This window comes from Streptomyces sp. NPDC031554 (assembly GCF_055580685.1).
Genome location: NZ_JBVIKX010000003.1, coordinates 628,224 through 645,964 on the forward strand (window position 1 = coordinate 628,224; position 17,741 = coordinate 645,964).

Below are 17,741 nucleotides of genomic sequence, written 5' to 3' on the forward strand. Positions count from 1 at the left end.
CCCGGGTCTTCTCGACCGCCGTGGCGCCGCGGGCCTACGCCTTCCCGGCCGTCGTGGTCCCCCAGCCGACCGTCAGCCACAGTCCCGCGATCGCGACCACGCCGTTCCAGCCGAAGTGGCTGAAGGCGAGGCCCGCCAGGGCCGAGGCGGTGGCCCCGCCGGCGAAGCCCGCGACGACGTAGGCGCTGTTGGCGGTGGCGGGGGCGTCGGTGGTGGTGAGGGCGAGCGTCTGGTTGGCGACGTGGGAGGCGACGAGAGCCGTGTGGATCACGATCGCGGCGACGAACAGCGCGACCATCACCCGGCCGCCCAGCCAGAACAGCGGTACGGAGACCGCGGCCAGCAGGTACGCGTTGCGGACCACCTTCGCGGCGCCGAAGCGGTCGACCAGGCCGCCGGCCAGCGGGGCGACGACGCTGGCGGCGAGTCCGAAGAGGCCGAACAGCCCGGCGGTCGCGGTGGAGAGGCCGTACGCCCCGCCCGTCAGCAGCAGGGCCAGCGAGGTCCACAGCGCGCTCCAGGCGCCGTACATGCCGGCCTGCCGCACGCACGCCCGCCACAGGTCGGGTGACCGGCGCACCAGGCCGGGCATGGCGCGCAGCCCGGCGAAGAGGCCGCCTTCGCGGGGACGACGGCGTTCGGAGGGCAGCGCGGCGGCGGTGAGCAGGCCGAGGAGCGCGGTGAGGCCGGCGGCGCCGACGAACACCGCGCGCCAGCCGAAGGCCTGGCCGGCCAGTCCCCCGAGGACGCGGGCGGCGACGATGCCGGTGAAGAGGCCGGCGATGACGGCCGCCACGTGCCGGGCGCGGTGACGGGCGGGAGCGCGTTCGGCGACCAGCGGCACCAGGAGCTGCGGTACGACGGTGGCGGCCGAGGCGACGAACACGGCGGCGGCGAGCGCGGCCGTGCCGGCCGCCGCGGCACCGGCGACCAGCGCCGCCGTGGTGACCAGCGAGAGGGCCGCGACGAGCGGGCGGCGGTTCACGCGGTCACCGAGCGGGGCGAAGAAGAGCAGTCCGGCGGCGTAGCCGAACTGGGCGACCGACGCGATCCAGGCCACGGCCGAGGGCGCGGAGCCGAAGTCGTGGGCGATCAGGGGGAGGAGCGGGGCGGCCACGTAGATGTTGGCGGCGGTGACGGCGGTGCACAGGGCGATGAGGGGGAGGAACAGGCGGTGGGCGAGCCGGGCCCGCCGGACGGGCTCGGCGTGCTGCTGCCTGGTGGTGACTGCGGACGGCATGGCGGACGCACTCCTTCGAGCCGACTCCAATAACCAACCAGTTGGTTGGAACGGTGGGGGAACAGTCTCGGACGCGCGTCCATTCCCTGTCAACCAACCAGTTGGTTACCCGCGCGCTACCCTGACCCCATGGCAACGACCAGGACCCCCCGCGACCCCGAGGCCACCAGGGCGCGGATCTTCGAAGCGGCGGTCGCCGAGTTCGCCCGGTACGGCATCGCGGGCGCCCGCATCGACCGCATCGCCGCCGAGGCCAAGGCCAACAAGCAGCTGATCTACGCCTACTTCGGCAACAAGGCGGAGCTGTTCACCCAGGTCCTCGGCCGCCGCATGGTCGACCTCGCCGCCGCCGTCCCCGTGGACCCCGACGACGTCGAGGGCTGGATGGACCGGCTGATGGACTACCACGCCGCCCACCCCGAACTCCTGCGGCTCCTCCACTGGGAGGGCATCGAGTACGGCACCGCCGAACTCCCCGACGAGGCCGAGCGGCAGGAGCACTACGCCCGCAAGGTCGCCGCCGTCCAGGACGGCCAGGACCGCGGGGTCATCGACGACGCCATCCCCGCCCGCGACCTGCTGTTCCTGCTGGTCGCGCTCGCCAACTGGGCCACCGTCGTCCCCCAGATGCGCCGCATCCTGGTCGGCGGGGACGACCCCGACCACGACCGCCTGCGCGCCTCCGTGAAGGAAGCGGCCCGCAGGCTGGTCGCCAGGCCGTGACGGAGCTCCCGGCCGTGGCGGGAGGACCGGCCGCGAGGGGACGATCGGCCAGGACGGGGGACCGGTCGTGAAGGGGCGACCGGCCCCTCAGTTGGTGCCGATCCGCGCCAGCAGGTCGACGATCCGGGCCTGCACCTCCTCGCTGGTGGAGCGTTCCGCGAGGAAGAGGACGGTCTCGCCGGAGGCCAGCCGGGGCAGGTCCGCCTGGTCGACGGCGGCCGTGTAGACGACCAGCGGCGTGCGGTTGAGCTGCCGGTTCGCCCGCAGCCAGTCGATGATCCCGGCCTGGCCCCGGTGCATCTGCATCAGGTCCATCACGACCAGGTTCGGCCGCAGCTGCCCGGCGAGCGTGACCGCGTCCGCGTCGCCGGCCGCCCGCGCGACCTGCATCCCGCGCCGCTCCAGCGTCGCGGTCAGCGCCAGCGCGATCTCCGCGTGCTCCTCGATCAGCAGCACCCGGGGCGGGTGCTGCTCGCTGTCCCGCGGCGCCAGCGCCTTCAGCAGCACGGCGGGATCGGCGCCGTACGCCGCCTCGCGCGTCGCCTGCCCGAGACCGGCCGTCACCAGCACCGGCACCTCCGCGGCCACCGCCGCCTGACGCAGCGACTGCAACGCGGTCCGGGTGATCGGCCCGGTCAGCGGATCGACGAACAGCGCGGCCGGGAACGCGGCGATCTGGGCGTCGACCTCCTCGCGCGAGTGCACGACGACCGGCCGGTAGCCGCGGTCGCTGAGCGCCTGCTGCGTACTGACGTCCGGAGCCGGCCACACCAGCAGCCGACGCGGGTTGTCCAGCGGCTCCGGCGGCAGTTCGTCGTCCATCGGCTGCGACCGCGGCGGATCGGCCACCTCGACGGCCCCGCCCGGCCCGTCCAGCGGCTCCGGCCCCTCGGCGGCGTCCTTGTCCGGCGCGCCTATGGCGTACGACCGCCCGGCCCCCTCGGTCCCGGGCGCGAGCCGCACCTGGCCGGCCAGGGAGTGTCCGGCCGCCTGCTGCCCGGGAAGCGGCCGGCCCCCGAGGGAGGGATGCGCGACGGGCGCGCCCGGAGCCGCCGGCGCCTGCGGTACGGCGGCCTGCCCGGCCATGGGATGCGGACGGGCCGTCTGCTCCTGTCCCGCCTCCGGGTCCGGCCGCGTGCCCAGCTTGCGGCGCCGCCCGGAGCCGTTCGGGTGGTGCGGGGCGGGGGTGGCGGAGGCCGGGGGGGCGGCCTGCGGGGCCTGCTGCAGTCGCTGGACCGGCTGGGCCCGCTGCGTCGGCAGGGCCTGCGGCGCTTGCTGCGCCTGCTGCACCTGCGCGGCCTGCCGGGTGAAGGGCACGCCCTGGCCCAGCGTCCGCACGCTGAACGCACGGCCCTGGGTGGAGTCGGGGTCGAGGGGCGGGAGCGGCGCGGCCTCGGCGGGCAGGGGCTGGGCCACCCGCGGCTGTGCCGTGGCCGCCTCGGGCGGCAGCGGGGTGCCCGAACCGGGGGTCGGCGTCGCCGGGACGGCCGCTTCGGCGGGGAGCGCTCCGACGGGCGGGACCTGCGCGGGTGCGTCGGCCTGCGCCGGCACGGTCGGTACGGCCTGGGGGACCGGGCCGGCCGGCCCGGCCTGACCGGGCACGACGGGCCGGCCGGCGACCGGCCCACCGGGCAGCGGCTGAGCCGGGAGCGGCAGTTCCCGGGGGACCCGGACGGACGCGGCCGGCGCGGGAACCTGCACCGGAGGCGTCTGCGCCCGCGGGCCCTGTGCCTGTGCCGGAACGACGGCGGCCGGGACGTCCTCGGTCCCCGCGCCCGCCTCCGTCACCGGCCGGCCGGCGGCCCGCCGCCGGCGGCCCGTGGGCGCGGTGGTGGGGTGCGGCTGCGGCGGGGTGTGGTCGCCGGCGTGGTCGTGCGGGGCGGCGTCGTGCCGGTCGTGGTCGATCGGCGCGTCGTCGGACGCCGCCCGGGCGGGCGTCCGAGCCTGCCCGGGAACGGGCGGCGGAACGGGGGCGGGTACGGCGTCCTGCCCCGGGACGGGAGCGACCGGCACCGGCCCCTGCCGCTCCGGAACCCGTCCGGCCTCCTGCGCCTCCGCGCCGTCGTCCGTCCCCGGCGCGCCGGCCGTCCCGTCGGCCGGGCGGTCGGCCTCCGCGGGCGGCAGGGCGAACACCGTGCGGGGCCCCGCCTCCTGCGCGGCGGCGCGTTCGTTCGCGGCGGCCAGGGCACGCCGACGGCGGCCCGTCGGCTGGTCGGCGTCCTCCGCGGGCACCGGGGCGGCCGCGAGCGCGGGCAGGGCGGGCGGCAGGGCCGCCTGCGGTTCGCCGCCGTCGGGCAGGGCCCCCCGTCCGCCCGGCACCGGCACGCCCTGCGGCGGGACGGTGCCGCCGAGTCCGGTGCCCGAGGCGGCGGTGCCCGCCGCGTGCTCGGCGGCCGTGACCACGGCGCCCTCGCTCACCCCGGCGTCCCCGCCGGGTCCGGCGGACCGCGCGTGCCGCCGACCGGTCCCGCCGGAGGCGTCGGCCTCCTCGACGGGGGCCGGTGCCGGCATCTCCTCGGCGGCCGGACCGCGCCGACGGCGCCGGCCGGTCGGCACCGCGGACTCGCCCTCGACGCCGACGGGCTCCGCGTCCGCGGCCTCGCTCTCCAGGAAGGCGTCCACGGAGGCCCGCCGGGCCCGCCGCCGCCCCGCGACGGCGGGCCGCCCGTCGGCCGTGTCGCCCGCGGCGACGCCGTCCGCCGTCTCCGCGGTCCCGTCCGGCGAACCGGCCGGCAGCGCGACGGCGGACCCGACGGCGGGAGCGGCGACGGCGCCCGCCCCGCCGCCCAACGGCACCTCGAGGACGTAGGCGCTGCCGCTCATGCCCGGCACCTCGTGCGTCTGGAGCACGCCGCCGTGCGCCCGCACGATCCCGCGCACGATCGGCTCGTGCACCGGGTCCCCGCCCGCGTACGGGCCGCGCACCTCGATGCGGACCACCTCGCCGCGCTGGGCGGCGGCCACGACGACCGTGTTGTCCATGTAACCGCCCGCCGAGACGGGCGCGTTGCCGGTGGCGTCGACACCCGCGACGTCGGCGACGAGGTGGGCGAGCGCGGTCGCCAGGAGCCGCGCGTCGACCTCGGCCTCGATGGGCGGCGCGTGCACGGCGAACTGGACCCGGCCGGGTCCGACCAGCTCGACGGCCCCGTCGACACCGGCGGCGACGACGGCGTCGAGCATCACCTTCGTCCGGGTGACGGCCTCCCCGCCGGTGTCCAGGCGCTGGTAGCCGAGGACGTTGTCGATGAGGGTCGTGATGCGGGCGTACCCAGCCGACAGGTGGTGCAGGACCTGGTTGGCCTCGGGCCACAGCTGCCCGGCGTCGTCGGCGGCGAGAGCGGACAGTTCGCGGCGCAGTTCGTCCAGGGGGCCGCGCAGCGACCGTCCGAGGAGGGTCAGCAGCTGGTCGTGACGGGCGGCGAGGGCCTCGTACCGGTCCTTCTCCCGCTCGCCGAGCGCGGCGTAGCGCTCCTCGCCGGCCGCCAGCTCCTCCTGGTGGCGCTCGTGCAGCTCCTCCACCTCGGCGACGTGCTGCTGGCGCAGCGCGGTGAGGTCGGCGGCGTGTTCCTCGGAGAGCCGCTCCAGCTCCTCCCGGTGCCGCTCCTCGACGGCGTCCTTCTCCTCGGCGAGGGAGTCGTAGGGCCGCCGGTCGGTGAAGGTCATCACGGCGCCGACGAGCTGGTCGCCGTCGCGGACGGGCGCGGTCGTCAGGTCGACCGAGACCTTGTCCCCGCTCTTGGACCACAGCACCTGCCCGCGCACCCGGTGCTTGCGCCCGGAGCGCAGGGTGTCGGCGAGCGGCGACTCGTCGTAGGGGAAGGGGGAGCCGTCGGCACGGGAGTGCAGCACGAGCGTGTGCAGTTCCTTGCCGCCGAGGTCGCTCGCCCGGTAGCCGAGGGTCTGGGCGGCGGCCGGGTTGACCAGCACGATCCGCCCGTCGGTGTCGGTGCCGACGACGCCCTCGGACGCGGCCCGCAGGATCATCTCGGTCTGCCGCTGCGACCGGGCCAGCTCGGCCTCGGTGTCGACGGTGCCCGACAGGTCGCGCACCACGAGCATCAGCAGCTCGTCGTTGGCGTAGCCGTGGCTGTCGTAGGCCTGCTGGCCGTTCTCGAGGTTGGCGCTGGTGACCTCGACGGGGAACTCGGTGCCGTCGGTGCGCCGGGCGGTCATCCGCGTGGGCTTGGTCCGGCCGCGCGGGTCCATGTGGTCCGGGCGCCGCATCGAGCCGGGGATGAGCTTGGAGTCGAACTCCGGCAGGAGGTCGAGCAGCCCCCGCCCCACGAGGGCGGTGCCCGGCGTCTCGAACGCCTCCAGCGCGATGGTGTTCGCGTTGACGACTGTCCCGTTGGCGTTGACCAGGACCAACGCGTCGGGCAGTGCGTCGAGTATGGCTGCGAGGCGAGCAGCGCCTCGGGATGGCCTGCTGCTCACGAGTCGCTTCCTCCCTGTCACCGCACCTTGCCGACCGCCCGGGCCATACTGCCAACCCTCCCGCGACGTGTCACGCGAGCGAGTCTAAGGGTTGAGGCCGTGTCCGCGGCGCCGGATGAGAGGCAGCTCGCACGACGGAGTGCCCCAGAACGTACGACCGCCCGCCCCGCCTTCGCGGGACCTTCGCGTGACGTCTACGCGACGGGTGCTTCCACCACGGGAAACCCGTGGGGTTCCGGTGGGCCGCGGGGGTGCCGGAACCGCGGCGGCCGGCGGGCACCTGCGGCCGGTCGTGGCCGGCCGCGGAACGGAACCCCGGCCGGCCGCCTCCGAGCCCTCCCCGTCAGGGGCGGTCCGGTGTCGGCCCCGCCCCGGGCAGCAGCGGCACGAACCGGTCCCAGCGCTCGATCTGGCATCCGTCGCCGCGCTCGAACGTGGTGTCGACGGGGCGCCCGGCCCACCGGCCGGTGACGCGGGCGGTGGCCGGACCGCCGTACCGCATGGTGCACACGCTGCCCTCCGGCACGGGTGCGAAGGGATCCCTCCCCCACCGGGTGTTGCGCTCCACGGCCGCGCAGGCCCCCGGCACGTCCGGATGCGTGCCCAGGTCCGGACGGCACCGCACCGTGAAGGACCCGTCGGTCTCCCCGCCCGCGCCCCGGACCGTCACGGTGAGGTGGTCGCCGGAGTCGGGCAGGTCCTCGTCGCGGACGGGTGGCGGCGCGAGCGGCGGCCGGGCCGGGCCGGATCCGGCGTGGGCGGTGAAGGAACCCGCGCCGAGGGAGCCGACGGCGACGGCGGAGGCGGCGGCGAGGGTGAGAGCGAGCCGCCGCAGCGGTGTGACCTGGACCATGGCCTGTCCAACGCCGCGCCTCCGGCGAGGTTGCGCCCGGGAATGTCTTTGCCCTGCGGGCCGCCCGCCTAGTACCGTGGACGCCGATTGGTGACACGACGCTCGACTGTGTCATCATCTGCACGCGCCACTCGCGGACTCGCGAGCGGCTGTGTGGAGGCGTCGCCTAGTCCGGTCTATGGCGCCGCACTGCTAATGCGGTTTGGGCCTCAAAGCCCATCGAGGGTTCAAATCCCTCCGCCTCCGCTCGACTTCGAAGCCCCGGTCCTCCGCGACCGGGGCTTCGTCGTTCCCGGCTCTTGTTCCGCATCGCCCCGGATCGGGTCTTCCCGCAGGTCACAAGGGGTGGGGGAATCGGATTTCACATGGCGGCGGCAGTCATGTAATGTTCTTCCTGTCGCCGCGAGCGGGCCGGAAGGGCCGGGAGCGGAGACGGAAAACAGAAGAAGAACAAGCACTCGTAGCTTAACGGATAGAGCATCTGACTACGGATCAGAAGGTTGCAGGTTCGAATCCTGCCGAGTGCACACCGACGAGAGGCCCCGGAGAGATCCGGGGCCTCTCGCGTTGGGCCGGCCGAAGCCCCGCCGAAGCCTCCTCGGGGACAGAAGAAGCGTTCGAGAGCTGCCGGGCGGCCGCGGGCAGGCGCATACTGGGGGCAATGACAAAGCCTGCTGCATCGAAGCGCCATTTGCCCACCAGTCCCTTCAAGGCTCCGGTGGCGCCGCCGCCCAAGCAGTTCGCGGTGGGTGACCAGGTCACGCACGACGTGTACGGCCTCGGCCGGGTGATCGGCATCGAGGAGGGCATCGCGGTCCTCGTCGATTTCGGCTCGGCGCAACAGCGGATCCTCGCCCCGTACCCCAAGCTGACCAAGCTGTAGAACCCGCGGTGCCCGGTCACGGCACACCGGCTTCCTCACGGACCTGTAACGAATGGGAGTCCTCTCATCGACTCGACCTCGCTGTTCTCCGCTCCGGAAGGGGCGCCGCGCAGTTCCCTCGCGACCTCACCGCCTCCGGCGGCGAACCCCTTCCAGGCACCGGACTTCGGAGACTTCGTGGAGTTCACGGAGGACGACCACTTCCCGCCCGAGGATGTTCCGGAGTCCGTCCCCGAGCGGCGTTCGCCTCGGCGCAGGTCCCGCTAGGACCTGTCCGGCCCCGGCCCGGCCCATCCACCGGGCGGGGCTTCTGTCACGTGGTGCGACGGTGTGCCGCGGCCGTCGCCGGGCCCGACGGGGGCCGACCGCGGCCGACGGCGCCGCTCGTCCGTGACGTCCGCGACGCCGCGCACCCCGCCGGTGCGCGTGCCGTCGGTGTCCGGTCAGGGCGCGCGGCCCTCGTCCGGCCGACGGCCGACCTGCCGTAGGACCTCGACCCGATCGGAGCGTGGGACCGCGCGGAAGCCGCGGCCCGCTCCGTCGAGAACTCCCTCTCCGCGCCGGCTCCCGGCCGCGCCATGACCCTTTCGGCGGGCCGGCGGAGCCGCGCGTGATCCCGGCCGGTCGCCGGTACGACGCGAGCGCGGCCCGGAACGGCCCCGGATCGCGGAGCCGCGCGCGGTCGGGCGGACGCGGTTCCGGCCGGTGAAGCCGTGCCCGGCCCGCTGCCGCCCGGGACGCCGGCGGCCCCCGAGCACGCACCCGGCCGCCCCGGGCGCCGTACCGGCACGCCGGGTTCCGGAGTCCGCCTCAGCAGGCGCCGCCGGTCTTGAGCAGGTGTTCCTCCGCCCAGCGGCCCAGTTCGTGGAGGGCCGGGCCCAGCGCCGTCCCGGCCTCGGTCAGGCGGTACGAGACGCGGAGCGGGGGGCCCTCGTCGACCTCGCGCACCACCAGGCCGGCGGCGCTCAGCTCGGTCAGGCGGTCGGACAGCATGCGTTCGCTGATGCCGGGGATGCCGCGGCGCAGTTCGGCGAAGTGGACCGGGCCCTGCATCAGCGCTGCCACGATCATGCCCGTCCAGCGCTTCCCGAGCAGCCCGAAGACGCTGGTGATGCCGTCGCCGACCCGGCTGCACGCCCCCGGCTCGTGATCCGTCCTCATGTCCGCCATGCCCTCCAGGGTACCGCTCTGCCGTTCGGGGGTGAAAAAAAGTAAGTAGCTGTGTTATTAGTTGTCGCGTAGGTATTTATAGCTGCGTACGAAAACGTACCCTCACCTCGGAGTGCCCCATGGCCACGCTGCTGCACCTGGACTCGTCGCTGTTCCCCGCTTCCGCCTCCGCGTCCCGCGCGGTGACGGAGGCCTTCCGCAAGGCGTGGGAGGAGCAGCACCCGCAGGGCACCGTGAACTACCGCGACCTCTCCGCGGAACCCGTCCCGCACCTGGACGTCCTCGCCGCCTCGGCCGGCTTCGCCGACCCGGCCACCCACACGCCGGAGCAGGCCGCGGCGTTCGCCGAGCGGCTGAAGCTGGTGGAGGAGCTGGAGGCGGCGGACGCCGTGCTGATCGGCGCCCCGATGTACAACTTCACCATCCCCTCGACCCTCAAGGCGTGGATGGACCAGGTGCTCCTGATGGGCCGCACGGCCGGACCCGACTCGACCCTCAAGGGCCTTCCGGTCACCGTCGTCGCCAGCCGGGGCGGTTCCTACGCGCCGGGCACCCCGCGCGAGGGCTACGAGTACGTGCAGAACTACCTCCGGGCCGTCCTGGTCGACATGGTCGGCGCCGAGGTCGACTTCATCGTGCCCGAGCTGACCCTGGCCGCCACCAACCCCGCGATGGCGGACCTCGTCCCCCTCGCGGAGGCGTCCCGCGAGCGGGCGCTGGCCGACGCCGCCGAGAAGGCCAAGCGGCTCGCCGCCCGCGTCGCGGCCTAGGGTCTCTCGTTTGGATCAGGCCGGGCTCGCGGGCCCCGGTGCCGCACCCCGCCGCGTCGTCGTCGGTCGCCAGGGCTCCGCCCCGACTCCCTCCTCCGCCTCGCGAGGCACGGCACCGGACCCCGCTCCCCGATCCGGCCCGATCCGAACGAAAGACCCCAGCAGGGCCGTGCCGGACCGGGGCGGGGCCGACCTGATCCGGCCCGTCCCGGCATCACCCGGACCGGCTCGGAACGGCTCGGCTCGGAACGGCCCCGCCCCGGCCGGGGGCCGGGCGGTCTCCCCGGCGGGCGGGCGCGGGGGCGTTGTCGGTGGGGGCGCCTACCGTGGTGGGTGATGGCACAGGCATGGAAGTGCGCGGGGCTGCGCTGGTCGGGGGCCGGCCCCGAGCTGCTGTGGGACGGGGGACGCCGGAGCCCGCTGTCGTGGGGGAAGAAGGTGGCCTTCGGGGTCGAGGAGGGGGGTGCGCGGGTGTGCACGGGGGCCCGGGGACACCCGTGCCCGGTGCGGGCGGTGGTACCGGCCCGCGGCACGGGGGCGCGCTGCGAGGAGTGCGGGCGGCTGGACCGGGCGCACTCCGTCGCCGCGGACGGTGTCGCCGACGATCCGCGGCCGTACCGCGTCTACCTGGCCTGGTTCGGGCCCGGCCTGGTCAAGGTCGGGATCACCGCGGCCGGGCGGGGGCCGGCGCGGCTGCTGGAGCAGGGTGCCGTCGCCTTCAGCTGGCTCGGCACCGGCCCCCTGATGGCCGCCCGGCGCACGGAGGAGCTGCTGCGGGCCGCGCTGCGCGTCCCCGACCGGGTCCCCTACGCCCAGAAGCGCGCCGTACGGGCCGGGTTGCCCCGGCACGCGGGAGAACGGGCGCTGGAGATCCGTGAGCTGCACGCCGCGGCGGTCGGACTGGGCGGCTGGCCCGAGTCGTTGACGCGGGAGCCCTTCCGCGCCGTCGACCACATGGAGGTCTTCGGCCTCGCGGCGGCACCGGCGGCCGTCGGCGCGGTGAGCGAGCTGACCGCCGGGGGCGTGGTGAGCGGGGAGCTGGTCGCCGCCGCCGGCCCGGACCTGCATCTGGCGACGGCGGCGGGAGTCGTCGTGCTGGACACCCGGCTGATGCGGGGCTGGAAGCTCGTCCCGGCCGGGAGGACGGATGAAGTGAGCCTGCCGGTACGGGAGTTCGACAAGCCGACGGGACATCTCCAGGACGAGTTGTTCTGAGGGCCGAGCCGACCCGGCCGCCTCGCGACAAACCATCCCACCTCGCCCCACCCCCCGTTCCGGGCCGGACGGGTCTCCTCAGCGAACTCCCAGGAAATCCCGAGAACCCCCAGCGGCCCGTCGCGCGGAGCCGGGCGCTCCACAGGTCCGTCCCGGCCGCCCGACCGGGACGAACACGGACGGACGGGCCGCCGGCGCGCGTCCGCGCCGCGCTCGCCTGAGAGGTTCCTGTGCGTTTCTCAGGGAAATCACAGACAGGGGAAAGCGTGTTCTCAGAGGACCCCGACATGGTGTCCCGCATGACCACGACCTCGCCCCAGGGGCGCACCGAACTGCTGAGGCCGGACGGGAGCCCCGTCCGCGTGCTGGTGGTGGACGACGAGTTGTCGATCACCGAACTGCTGTCCATGGCCCTGCGCTACGAGGGATGGCAGATCCGCAGCGCCGGTGACGGCACGGGCGCCATCCAGACCGCCCGCGAGTTCCGGCCCGACGCCGTCGTCCTGGACATGATGCTGCCCGACATGGACGGGCTGACCGTCCTCGGCCGGCTGCGCCGCGAACTGCCGGACGTCCCCGTCCTGTTCCTCACCGCCAAGGACGCCGTGGAGGACCGGATCGCCGGCCTCACCGCCGGCGGCGACGACTACGTCACCAAGCCGTTCTCCCTGGAGGAGGTCGTCGCCCGGCTGCGCGGGCTCATCCGCCGCTCCGGCGCCGCCGACCGCCGCTCCGAGTCGGTGCTCGTCGTCGGCGACCTCACCCTGGACGAGGACAGCCACGAGGTCTCGCGGGGCGGCGACAACATCCACCTCACCGCCACCGAGTTCGAGCTGCTGCGCTTCCTGATGCGCAACCCGCGCCGGGTGCTCAGCAAGGCCCAGATCCTGGACCGCGTGTGGTCCTACGACTTCGGGGGCCAGGCCAACGTGGTCGAGCTGTACATCTCCTACCTGCGGCGCAAGATCGACGCGGGGCGCGAGCCGATGATCCACACGCGGCGCGGAGCCGGTTACCTGATCAAGCCCGCGGCGTCATGAGCGGGCGACGACGGCCGCGTGCGCAGCGGCGGGCGGGCGGGCCCCGCAAGCCCCGTACCCTGCGGACCCGGCTCGTCGTGGCGTCGGTGGTGCTGATCGCGGTGGTCTGCGCGGTGATCGGCACGGTGACCACCCTGGCCCTGCGCTCGCACCTGTACGAGCAGCTCGGCGATCAGGTCGTCGAGGCCGGCAAGCGCCTGTCGGGACCGCCGTTCGGCCGGGACGGCGAGAAGAACGTCCTGGTGGAGGACCGTGTCGACGGCTTCGTCACCAACGGCCCCACGCAGGAGCGGACCGTGGCCGCGGAGGTCGCCGCCGACGGCACGGTCTCCAAGGCCGTCGTCGCCGAGCGGATCTCCGACGACATCCGCCAGCAGATGAACGCCACCGCGCTGAGCGCGTCCCAGCGGCACGCCCTCGAGGGCGTGCCCGTGACCGGCACCCACACCGTGAGCCTTCCGGGCCTCGGCGACTACCTCGTGACGTACGTGCACGGCGACGACGGCTCCGGTTACTACGTCGCCCTGCCCACCACCGTCGTCGACAGCACCGTCAACACGCTGATCCTCGTGGAGGTCAGCGTGACCGCCGCCGGTCTCGGCGCCGCCGTCATCGCCGGCTACGTGCTCGTCGGGCTCGCCACCCGCCCCCTGCGCAAGGTCGCCGCCACCGCCACCCGGGTGTCCGAACTCCCCCTGCACACCGGCGAGGTCAACCTCTCCGAGCGGGTCCCCGAGTCCGAGACCGATCCGCACACCGAGGTCGGCCAGGTCGGTGCCGCGCTCAACCGGATGCTGAACCACGTCCACGGCGCCCTGCACGCCCGCCAGGAGAGCGAGATGCGGGTCCGTCAGTTCGTCGCGGACGCCAGCCACGAACTCAGGACCCCGCTGGCCTCCATCAGGGGCTACGCCGAGCTGACCCGCCGGGGACGCGAGCAGGTGGGACCCGACACCCGGCACGCGCTGGGCCGGATCGAGTCCGAGGCCGGCCGGATGACCTTCCTCGTGGAGGACCTGCTGCTGCTCGCCCGCCTCGACGCGGGCCGCCCGCTCCAGTTCGAGCAGACCGACCTGGTCCCCCTCGTCATCGACACCGTCAGCGACGCCCGCGCCGCCGGCCCCGGCCACCTGTGGCGCCTCGAACTCCCCGAGGAACCCGCCCTGGTCTCCGCCGACCCGGCACGTCTGCAACAGGTCCTCGTCAACCTGCTCGCCAACGCCCGCACCCACACACCGCCGGGCACGACCGTCACCGCGCGCGTGCAGCGGCGTGGCCCCTGGCTGTGCGTCGACGTCCAGGACAACGGCCAGGGCATCCCGCCGGACCTGCTCCCCCGCGTCTTCGAACGGTTCGCCCGCGGCGACTCCGCCCGCTCCCGCGCCACCGGCTCCACCGGCCTGGGCCTGGCCATCGTGCAGGCCGTCGCCACCGCGCACGGCGGCGCCGTGACCGTCGACAGCGTGCCCGGACAGACCGTCTTCACCGTGCACCTGCCCGCCCTCGCCCCCGCCGTGCCCCGGCCCGCGCCCGAGACCGACCGGCAACGGGACTCACAGGGCCAGCACAGGGCCGGCACATGGGTGCGACAGGGCACCTGAGGAGAGTCGTCGACATGCGAACCGACTCTTCTCCCGGCACCCTGCCGGCGCGGGAGCACCTCCCGGCCGCCACAGCCGGTACGCCTGTCCTGGACGTAGTGATCCCCGTCTACAACGAGGAGAAGGACCTCCAGCCCTGCGTGCGCAGACTGCACGACCATCTGACGCGGACCTTCCCCTACCCGTTCCGCATCACCGTCGCGGACAACGCGTCGACGGACAGCACCCCGGACGTGGCGCGGCTGCTGGAGACGCGGATTCCGCAGGTGCGGTCCGTCCGCCTGGAGCAGAAGGGCCGCGGCCGGGCGCTGCGGACCGTCTGGTCGGCCTCGGACGCCCCGATCCTCGCCTACATGGACGTCGACCTGTCCACCGACCTCAACGCGCTGCTGCCGCTGGTGGCACCGCTGATCTCGGGCCACTCCGACCTGGCGATCGGCTCCCGGCTGGCCCGCAGCTCGCGGGTGGTGCGCGGGGCCAAGCGGGAGTTCATCTCCCGCTCCTACAACCTGATCCTGCGCGGTTCGCTCCAGGCCCGGTTCTCGGACGCCCAGTGCGGCTTCAAGGCGATCCGCCGCGACGTGGCGCGACTTCTGCTCCCGTTGGTGGAGGACACCGGCTGGTTCTTCGACACTGAGATGCTGGTGCTCGCCGAACGAGCCGGTCTCCGTATCCACGAGGTGCCGGTCGACTGGGTCGACGACCCGGACTCCACGGTGCACATCGTGAGGACGGCGACCGACGACCTGAAAGGGGTATGGCGCGTGGGCCGGGCGCTGGCCACCGGTTCGCTCCCCCTGGACCGGCTGACCAGGCCGTTCGGCGACGATCCCCGCGACCGCGAGATCATGGACGTACCCAAGGGCCTGGCCCGTCAGCTCGTCGGCTTCTGTGTCGTCGGTGGCCTGTCCACCCTCTTCTACCTGCTGCTCTACAGCGGTTTCCGGCAGTTCTCCGGCTCCCAGACGGCCAACGCGCTCGCGCTGCTCGTCTCCGCGGTCGCCAACACCGCCGCCAACCGCCGGCTCACCTTCGGGGTGCGCGGCCGCACCGGTGCCGTCCGCCACCAGGCGCAGGGACTCGTCGTCTTCGGCATCGGCCTCGCGCTGACCAGCGGTTCGCTCCTCGCGCTCGACGCGGCGACGTCCGACCCGGCGCACGCCACCGAACTGGCCGTCCTCGTCGCCGCCAACCTCGCGGCGACCGTGCTGCGCTTCCTCCTCTTCCGCGCCTGGGTGTTCCCGGACCGGCGCGGCGACGAGGAGCCCCCGGCCCGGCCGTCGGCACACCCCCCGGCCCAGGCCCCGGGGCGGTCCGCCGCCGCACCGCCGCACCCCGCGTCCGGCCCGCTGCCGCAGCGGCCGTACCGGCACGCACCGGACCCCCGCACCCCGGACCCCCGCACCCCGGACCCCCACACCTCGGACCCCCGCACCCCGGACCCCCGCACCCTGCCGCACGACAGCGGCACCGACCGGTTCCGCGCCGGTGGGGCCGCGGACGCCACCATGCGGCTGCAGCCGGTGCGCCCGCACGACACCGATCCGGGGGACGCCCGATGACCACCCACCTCGACGGCACGGCGCGGGCGGCCGACGGCCCGGCCGCGCCGGTCACCTGGGGCCCGCCCGAGACCGCCCCTCCCACGGCGCCGCGGGAACCCGGCGCCCCCGCTCCCGGTGCGGGCGAGCCGAAGCAGCCCCTCGCCCGCAGGCTCTGGCGCGGCCGGCCCGAGGACCCCCGCTGGGCGCGCCCGGCCCTCCTCGGCCTGCTGCTCGCCACCTGCGTCCTGTACCTCTGCAACCTGAGCGCCTCCGGCTACGCGAACTCCTTCTACTCCGCGGCCGTGCAGGCCGGCAGCCAGAGCTGGAAGGCGTTCTTCTTCGGCTCGCTGGACTCGGCCAGTGCCATCACCGTCGACAAGCCGCCGGCCGCGCTGTGGCCGATGGCGCTGTCCGTGCGGATCTTCGGCCTGAACTCGTGGGCGATCCTCGTCCCCGAGGTGCTGATGGGCGTCGGCTCGGTCGCCGTCGTGTACGCCTCGGTGCGCCGCCGCTTCAGTCCCGCTTCGGGCCTGATCGCGGGCGCCGTGCTCGCGCTCACCCCGGTCGCCGCCCTGATGTTCCGGTTCAACAACCCGGACGCCCTGCTGGCCCTGCTGATGGCCGTGGCCTGCCACCTCGTGGTCCGCGCCCTGGAGGACGGCCGGACGAAGTGGCTGGTGTGGGCCGGCGTCGCGATCGGCTTCGCGTTCCTCGCCAAGACCCTGCAGGCCTTCCTGATCCTGCCGCCGCTGGCGATCGTGTACGCCGTCTGCGCACCGGTCCCGCTGCGGAGGCGTCTCTCGCAGCTGGCCCTGGCGACGGCCGCGCTGGTCGTCTCCGGCGGCTGGTGGGTCGCGATCGTCGAGCTGTGGCCCGCCTCCTCCCGTCCCTACATCGGCGGCTCGCAGAACAACTCCTTCCTGGAGTTGACCTTCGGCTACAACGGACTCGGCCGCCTCAGCGGCGACGAGACCGGCAGCGTCGGCGGCGGAGGCGGCGGTGGCGGCACCGGGCAGTGGGGCGAGACCGGCTGGGACCGGATGTTCAACTCCGAGATCGGCGCCCAGATCTCCTGGCTGCTGCCCACCGCGCTGATCCTGCTGGCCGCGGGCCTGGTGGCCACGCGCGGACGGAGGCGGACCTCCGTGACCCGGGGCGCGTTCCTGGTCTGGGGCGGCTCGCTGCTGATCACCACGGTGGTCTTCAGCTACATGGCGGGCATCTTCCACCAGTACTACACGATCGCGCTGGCCCCCTACCTGGCCGCCGTGATCGGCATGGGCGCCGGCCTCCTGTGGGAGAGGCGGTCCGAGCTCCAAGCGTCACTCACCCTCGCCGCCGCCTCGGTGGCCGCGGCGGCCTGGGGATACGTCCTGCTCCACCGCACCCCCGACCACCTGCCCTGGCTGAGGTGGCTGGTGCTGGTCGGCGGCCTGACGGGCGCGCTCGGCCTGGTCTTCGCCGGCCGGCTGTCCCGGCGGATCGCCCTCGCGGCGGCGGCCGTGAGCATGGCCGCGGCGCTGGCCGGACCGACGGCGTACACGCTGAGCACCGTGGACTCCGCGCACACCGGGTCCATCCCGACGGCGGGCCCGGCGGGCGCGTCCACGATGGGCGGCGGCCGGGGCGGTCCCGGCGGCGGTGGCGGCTTCCCCGGCGGCGGCACGCCCGGCCGGCAGGGCCAGGGCCAACAGAACGGCGGCTTCCCCGGCGGCGGCTTCCCCGGCCCGCAGAACGGCAACGGCAGCACCCAGGGCCAGGGCCGGACCGCTCCCGGCGGACAGGCCGGCGGCGAAGGCGGCCCGGCGGGCGGCGGCGGGGGCGGCATGGGCGGCCTCATCAACGGCGCCACCGTCACCGACGAGGCCAAGAAGCTGCTGGACACCGACTCCGACCGGTACACCTGGGCCGCGGCGGCCATCGGTTCCCAGAACGCCGCGAGCTACCAGCTGGCCACCGGCGACCCGGTGATGGCCATCGGCGGCTTCAACGGCACCGACCCGTCCCCGACACTGGCGCAGTTCAAGCAGTACGTCGCCGACGGCAGGATCCACTACTTCATCAGCGGCGGATCGGGCGGCGGCATGGGCGGCGGCGACGACGGCGCCTCCGCACAGGTCACCGAGTGGGTCGAGGCGACCTTCCAGCAGGTCACGGTCGGTTCGGCCACGTTCTACGACCTGACGCGGAAGGCGGCCGGCTGAGGCCGGGCGGGACGACCGGGGAGGGGCGGTGACCGCGGTCACCGCCCCTCCCCGCGTGACG

General features: G+C 74.8%; 12 protein-coding genes and 2 tRNA genes. 10 read left to right on the plus strand and 4 right to left on the minus strand.

Going from position 1 to position 17,741, the window contains the following annotated elements:
• Positions 1–34 precede the first annotated feature (34 nt).
• Positions 35–1,240: an MFS transporter gene (locus ACZ5FU_RS11470; protein ID WP_451531336.1), complete on the minus strand. Its 1,206-nt coding sequence runs from the start codon at positions 1,238–1,240 to the stop codon at positions 35–37.
• A 129-nt stretch (positions 1,241–1,369) separates the two neighbouring features.
• Here ACZ5FU_RS11470 and ACZ5FU_RS11475 point away from each other — a divergent pair, with 129 nt between their 5' ends.
• Positions 1,370–1,963 carry a TetR/AcrR family transcriptional regulator gene (locus ACZ5FU_RS11475; RefSeq protein WP_451780560.1) on the plus strand — a complete coding sequence of 198 codons (594 nt, stop codon included), beginning with the start codon at positions 1,370–1,372 and terminating at the stop codon, positions 1,961–1,963.
• An 87-nt stretch (positions 1,964–2,050) separates the two neighbouring features.
• Here the strand turns inward: ACZ5FU_RS11475 and ACZ5FU_RS11480 are convergent, their stop codons facing one another.
• A complete protein-coding gene (locus ACZ5FU_RS11480; protein ID WP_469045256.1) occupies positions 2,051–6,400 on the minus strand; it encodes a hybrid sensor histidine kinase/response regulator in 4,350 nt (1,449 codons plus the stop codon).
• Positions 6,401–6,743: 343 nt separating this feature from the next.
• The gene (locus tag ACZ5FU_RS11485) at positions 6,744–7,253 is read right to left on the minus strand and encodes an SSI family serine proteinase inhibitor (RefSeq protein WP_469045257.1); all 510 of its coding nucleotides are present in this window, start codon (positions 7,251–7,253) and stop codon (positions 6,744–6,746) included.
• 155 nt (positions 7,254–7,408) lie between these two features.
• On the opposite strand from ACZ5FU_RS11485, the gene ACZ5FU_RS11490 reads away from it, so the two are divergent.
• The 3 genes from ACZ5FU_RS11490 to ACZ5FU_RS11500 all read left to right on the plus strand — a co-directional run bounded on the left by ACZ5FU_RS11490 (position 7,409) and on the right by ACZ5FU_RS11500 (position 8,136).
• Positions 7,409–7,499: transfer RNA gene (locus tag ACZ5FU_RS11490), tRNA-Ser, on the plus strand.
• Positions 7,500–7,707: 208 nt separating this feature from the next.
• Positions 7,708–7,780 (plus strand) — tRNA-Arg (locus ACZ5FU_RS11495).
• A 134-nt stretch (positions 7,781–7,914) separates the two neighbouring features.
• Positions 7,915–8,136, plus strand: a complete 222-nt coding sequence (locus tag ACZ5FU_RS11500; protein ID WP_451531332.1) for a hypothetical protein — start codon at positions 7,915–7,917, stop codon at positions 8,134–8,136.
• Positions 8,137–8,946: 810 nt separating this feature from the next.
• On the opposite strand, the gene ACZ5FU_RS11505 is transcribed toward ACZ5FU_RS11500, so the two are convergent.
• Positions 8,947–9,306, minus strand: coding sequence for a winged helix-turn-helix transcriptional regulator (locus ACZ5FU_RS11505; protein WP_451531331.1), 360 nt, complete (start codon positions 9,304–9,306; stop codon positions 8,947–8,949).
• A 119-nt stretch (positions 9,307–9,425) separates the two neighbouring features.
• Here ACZ5FU_RS11505 and ACZ5FU_RS11510 point away from each other — a divergent pair, with 119 nt between their 5' ends.
• The 6 genes from ACZ5FU_RS11510 (at position 9,426) to ACZ5FU_RS11535 (ending at position 17,680) form a co-directional block, all read left to right on the plus strand.
• Complete coding sequence (locus ACZ5FU_RS11510; RefSeq protein ID WP_451531330.1) at positions 9,426–10,076, plus strand: FMN-dependent NADH-azoreductase; 651 nt, start codon at positions 9,426–9,428, stop codon at positions 10,074–10,076.
• A gap of 336 nt (positions 10,077–10,412) precedes the next feature.
• Positions 10,413–11,291 carry a DUF2797 domain-containing protein gene (locus ACZ5FU_RS11515; protein WP_468833935.1) on the plus strand — a complete coding sequence of 293 codons (879 nt, stop codon included), beginning with the start codon at positions 10,413–10,415 and terminating at the stop codon, positions 11,289–11,291.
• 299 nt (positions 11,292–11,590) lie between these two features.
• Positions 11,591–12,331 carry a response regulator transcription factor gene (locus ACZ5FU_RS11520; protein WP_451529237.1) on the plus strand — a complete coding sequence of 247 codons (741 nt, stop codon included), beginning with the start codon at positions 11,591–11,593 and terminating at the stop codon, positions 12,329–12,331.
• Entirely contained in the window at positions 12,328–13,932 is a 1,605-nt protein-coding gene (locus tag ACZ5FU_RS11525) for an ATP-binding protein (RefSeq protein WP_469045258.1), read from the plus strand. The genes ACZ5FU_RS11520 and ACZ5FU_RS11525 overlap by 4 nt, the downstream gene beginning before the upstream one ends.
• Positions 13,933–13,946: 14 nt before the next feature.
• A complete protein-coding gene (locus tag ACZ5FU_RS11530; RefSeq protein WP_469045259.1) occupies positions 13,947–15,494 on the plus strand; it encodes a bifunctional glycosyltransferase family 2/GtrA family protein in 1,548 nt (515 codons plus the stop codon).
• Positions 15,491–17,680, plus strand: a complete 2,190-nt coding sequence (locus tag ACZ5FU_RS11535) for an ArnT family glycosyltransferase (RefSeq protein ID WP_468833930.1) — start codon at positions 15,491–15,493, stop codon at positions 17,678–17,680. The genes ACZ5FU_RS11530 and ACZ5FU_RS11535 overlap by 4 nt, the downstream gene beginning before the upstream one ends.
• The last annotated feature ends 61 nt before the right edge of the window (positions 17,681–17,741 follow it).

What these genes read in the sequence shown, in the direction of transcription:
- ACZ5FU_RS11500 (WP_451531332.1), top strand. Translation starts at nt 7,915, where the DNA reads ATGACAAAGCCTGCTGCATCGAAGCGCCATTTGCCCACCAGTCCCTTC.
- ACZ5FU_RS11475 (WP_451780560.1), top strand. Translation starts at nt 1,370, where the DNA reads ATGGCAACGACCAGGACCCCCCGCGACCCCGAGGCCACCAGGGCGCGG.
- ACZ5FU_RS11470 (WP_451531336.1), bottom strand. Translation starts at nt 1,240, where the DNA reads ATGCCGTCCGCAGTCACCACCAGGCAGCAGCACGCCGAGCCCGTCCGG.
- ACZ5FU_RS11530 (WP_469045259.1), top strand. Translation starts at nt 13,947, where the DNA reads ATGCGAACCGACTCTTCTCCCGGCACCCTGCCGGCGCGGGAGCACCTC.
- ACZ5FU_RS11505 (WP_451531331.1), bottom strand. Translation starts at nt 9,306, where the DNA reads ATGGCGGACATGAGGACGGATCACGAGCCGGGGGCGTGCAGCCGGGTC.
- ACZ5FU_RS11510 (WP_451531330.1), top strand. Translation starts at nt 9,426, where the DNA reads ATGGCCACGCTGCTGCACCTGGACTCGTCGCTGTTCCCCGCTTCCGCC.
- ACZ5FU_RS11485 (WP_469045257.1), bottom strand. Translation starts at nt 7,253, where the DNA reads ATGGTCCAGGTCACACCGCTGCGGCGGCTCGCTCTCACCCTCGCCGCC.
- ACZ5FU_RS11535 (WP_468833930.1), top strand. Translation starts at nt 15,491, where the DNA reads ATGACCACCCACCTCGACGGCACGGCGCGGGCGGCCGACGGCCCGGCC.
- ACZ5FU_RS11515 (WP_468833935.1), top strand. Translation starts at nt 10,413, where the DNA reads ATGGCACAGGCATGGAAGTGCGCGGGGCTGCGCTGGTCGGGGGCCGGC.
- ACZ5FU_RS11520 (WP_451529237.1), top strand. Translation starts at nt 11,591, where the DNA reads ATGACCACGACCTCGCCCCAGGGGCGCACCGAACTGCTGAGGCCGGAC.
- ACZ5FU_RS11525 (WP_469045258.1), top strand. Translation starts at nt 12,328, where the DNA reads ATGAGCGGGCGACGACGGCCGCGTGCGCAGCGGCGGGCGGGCGGGCCC.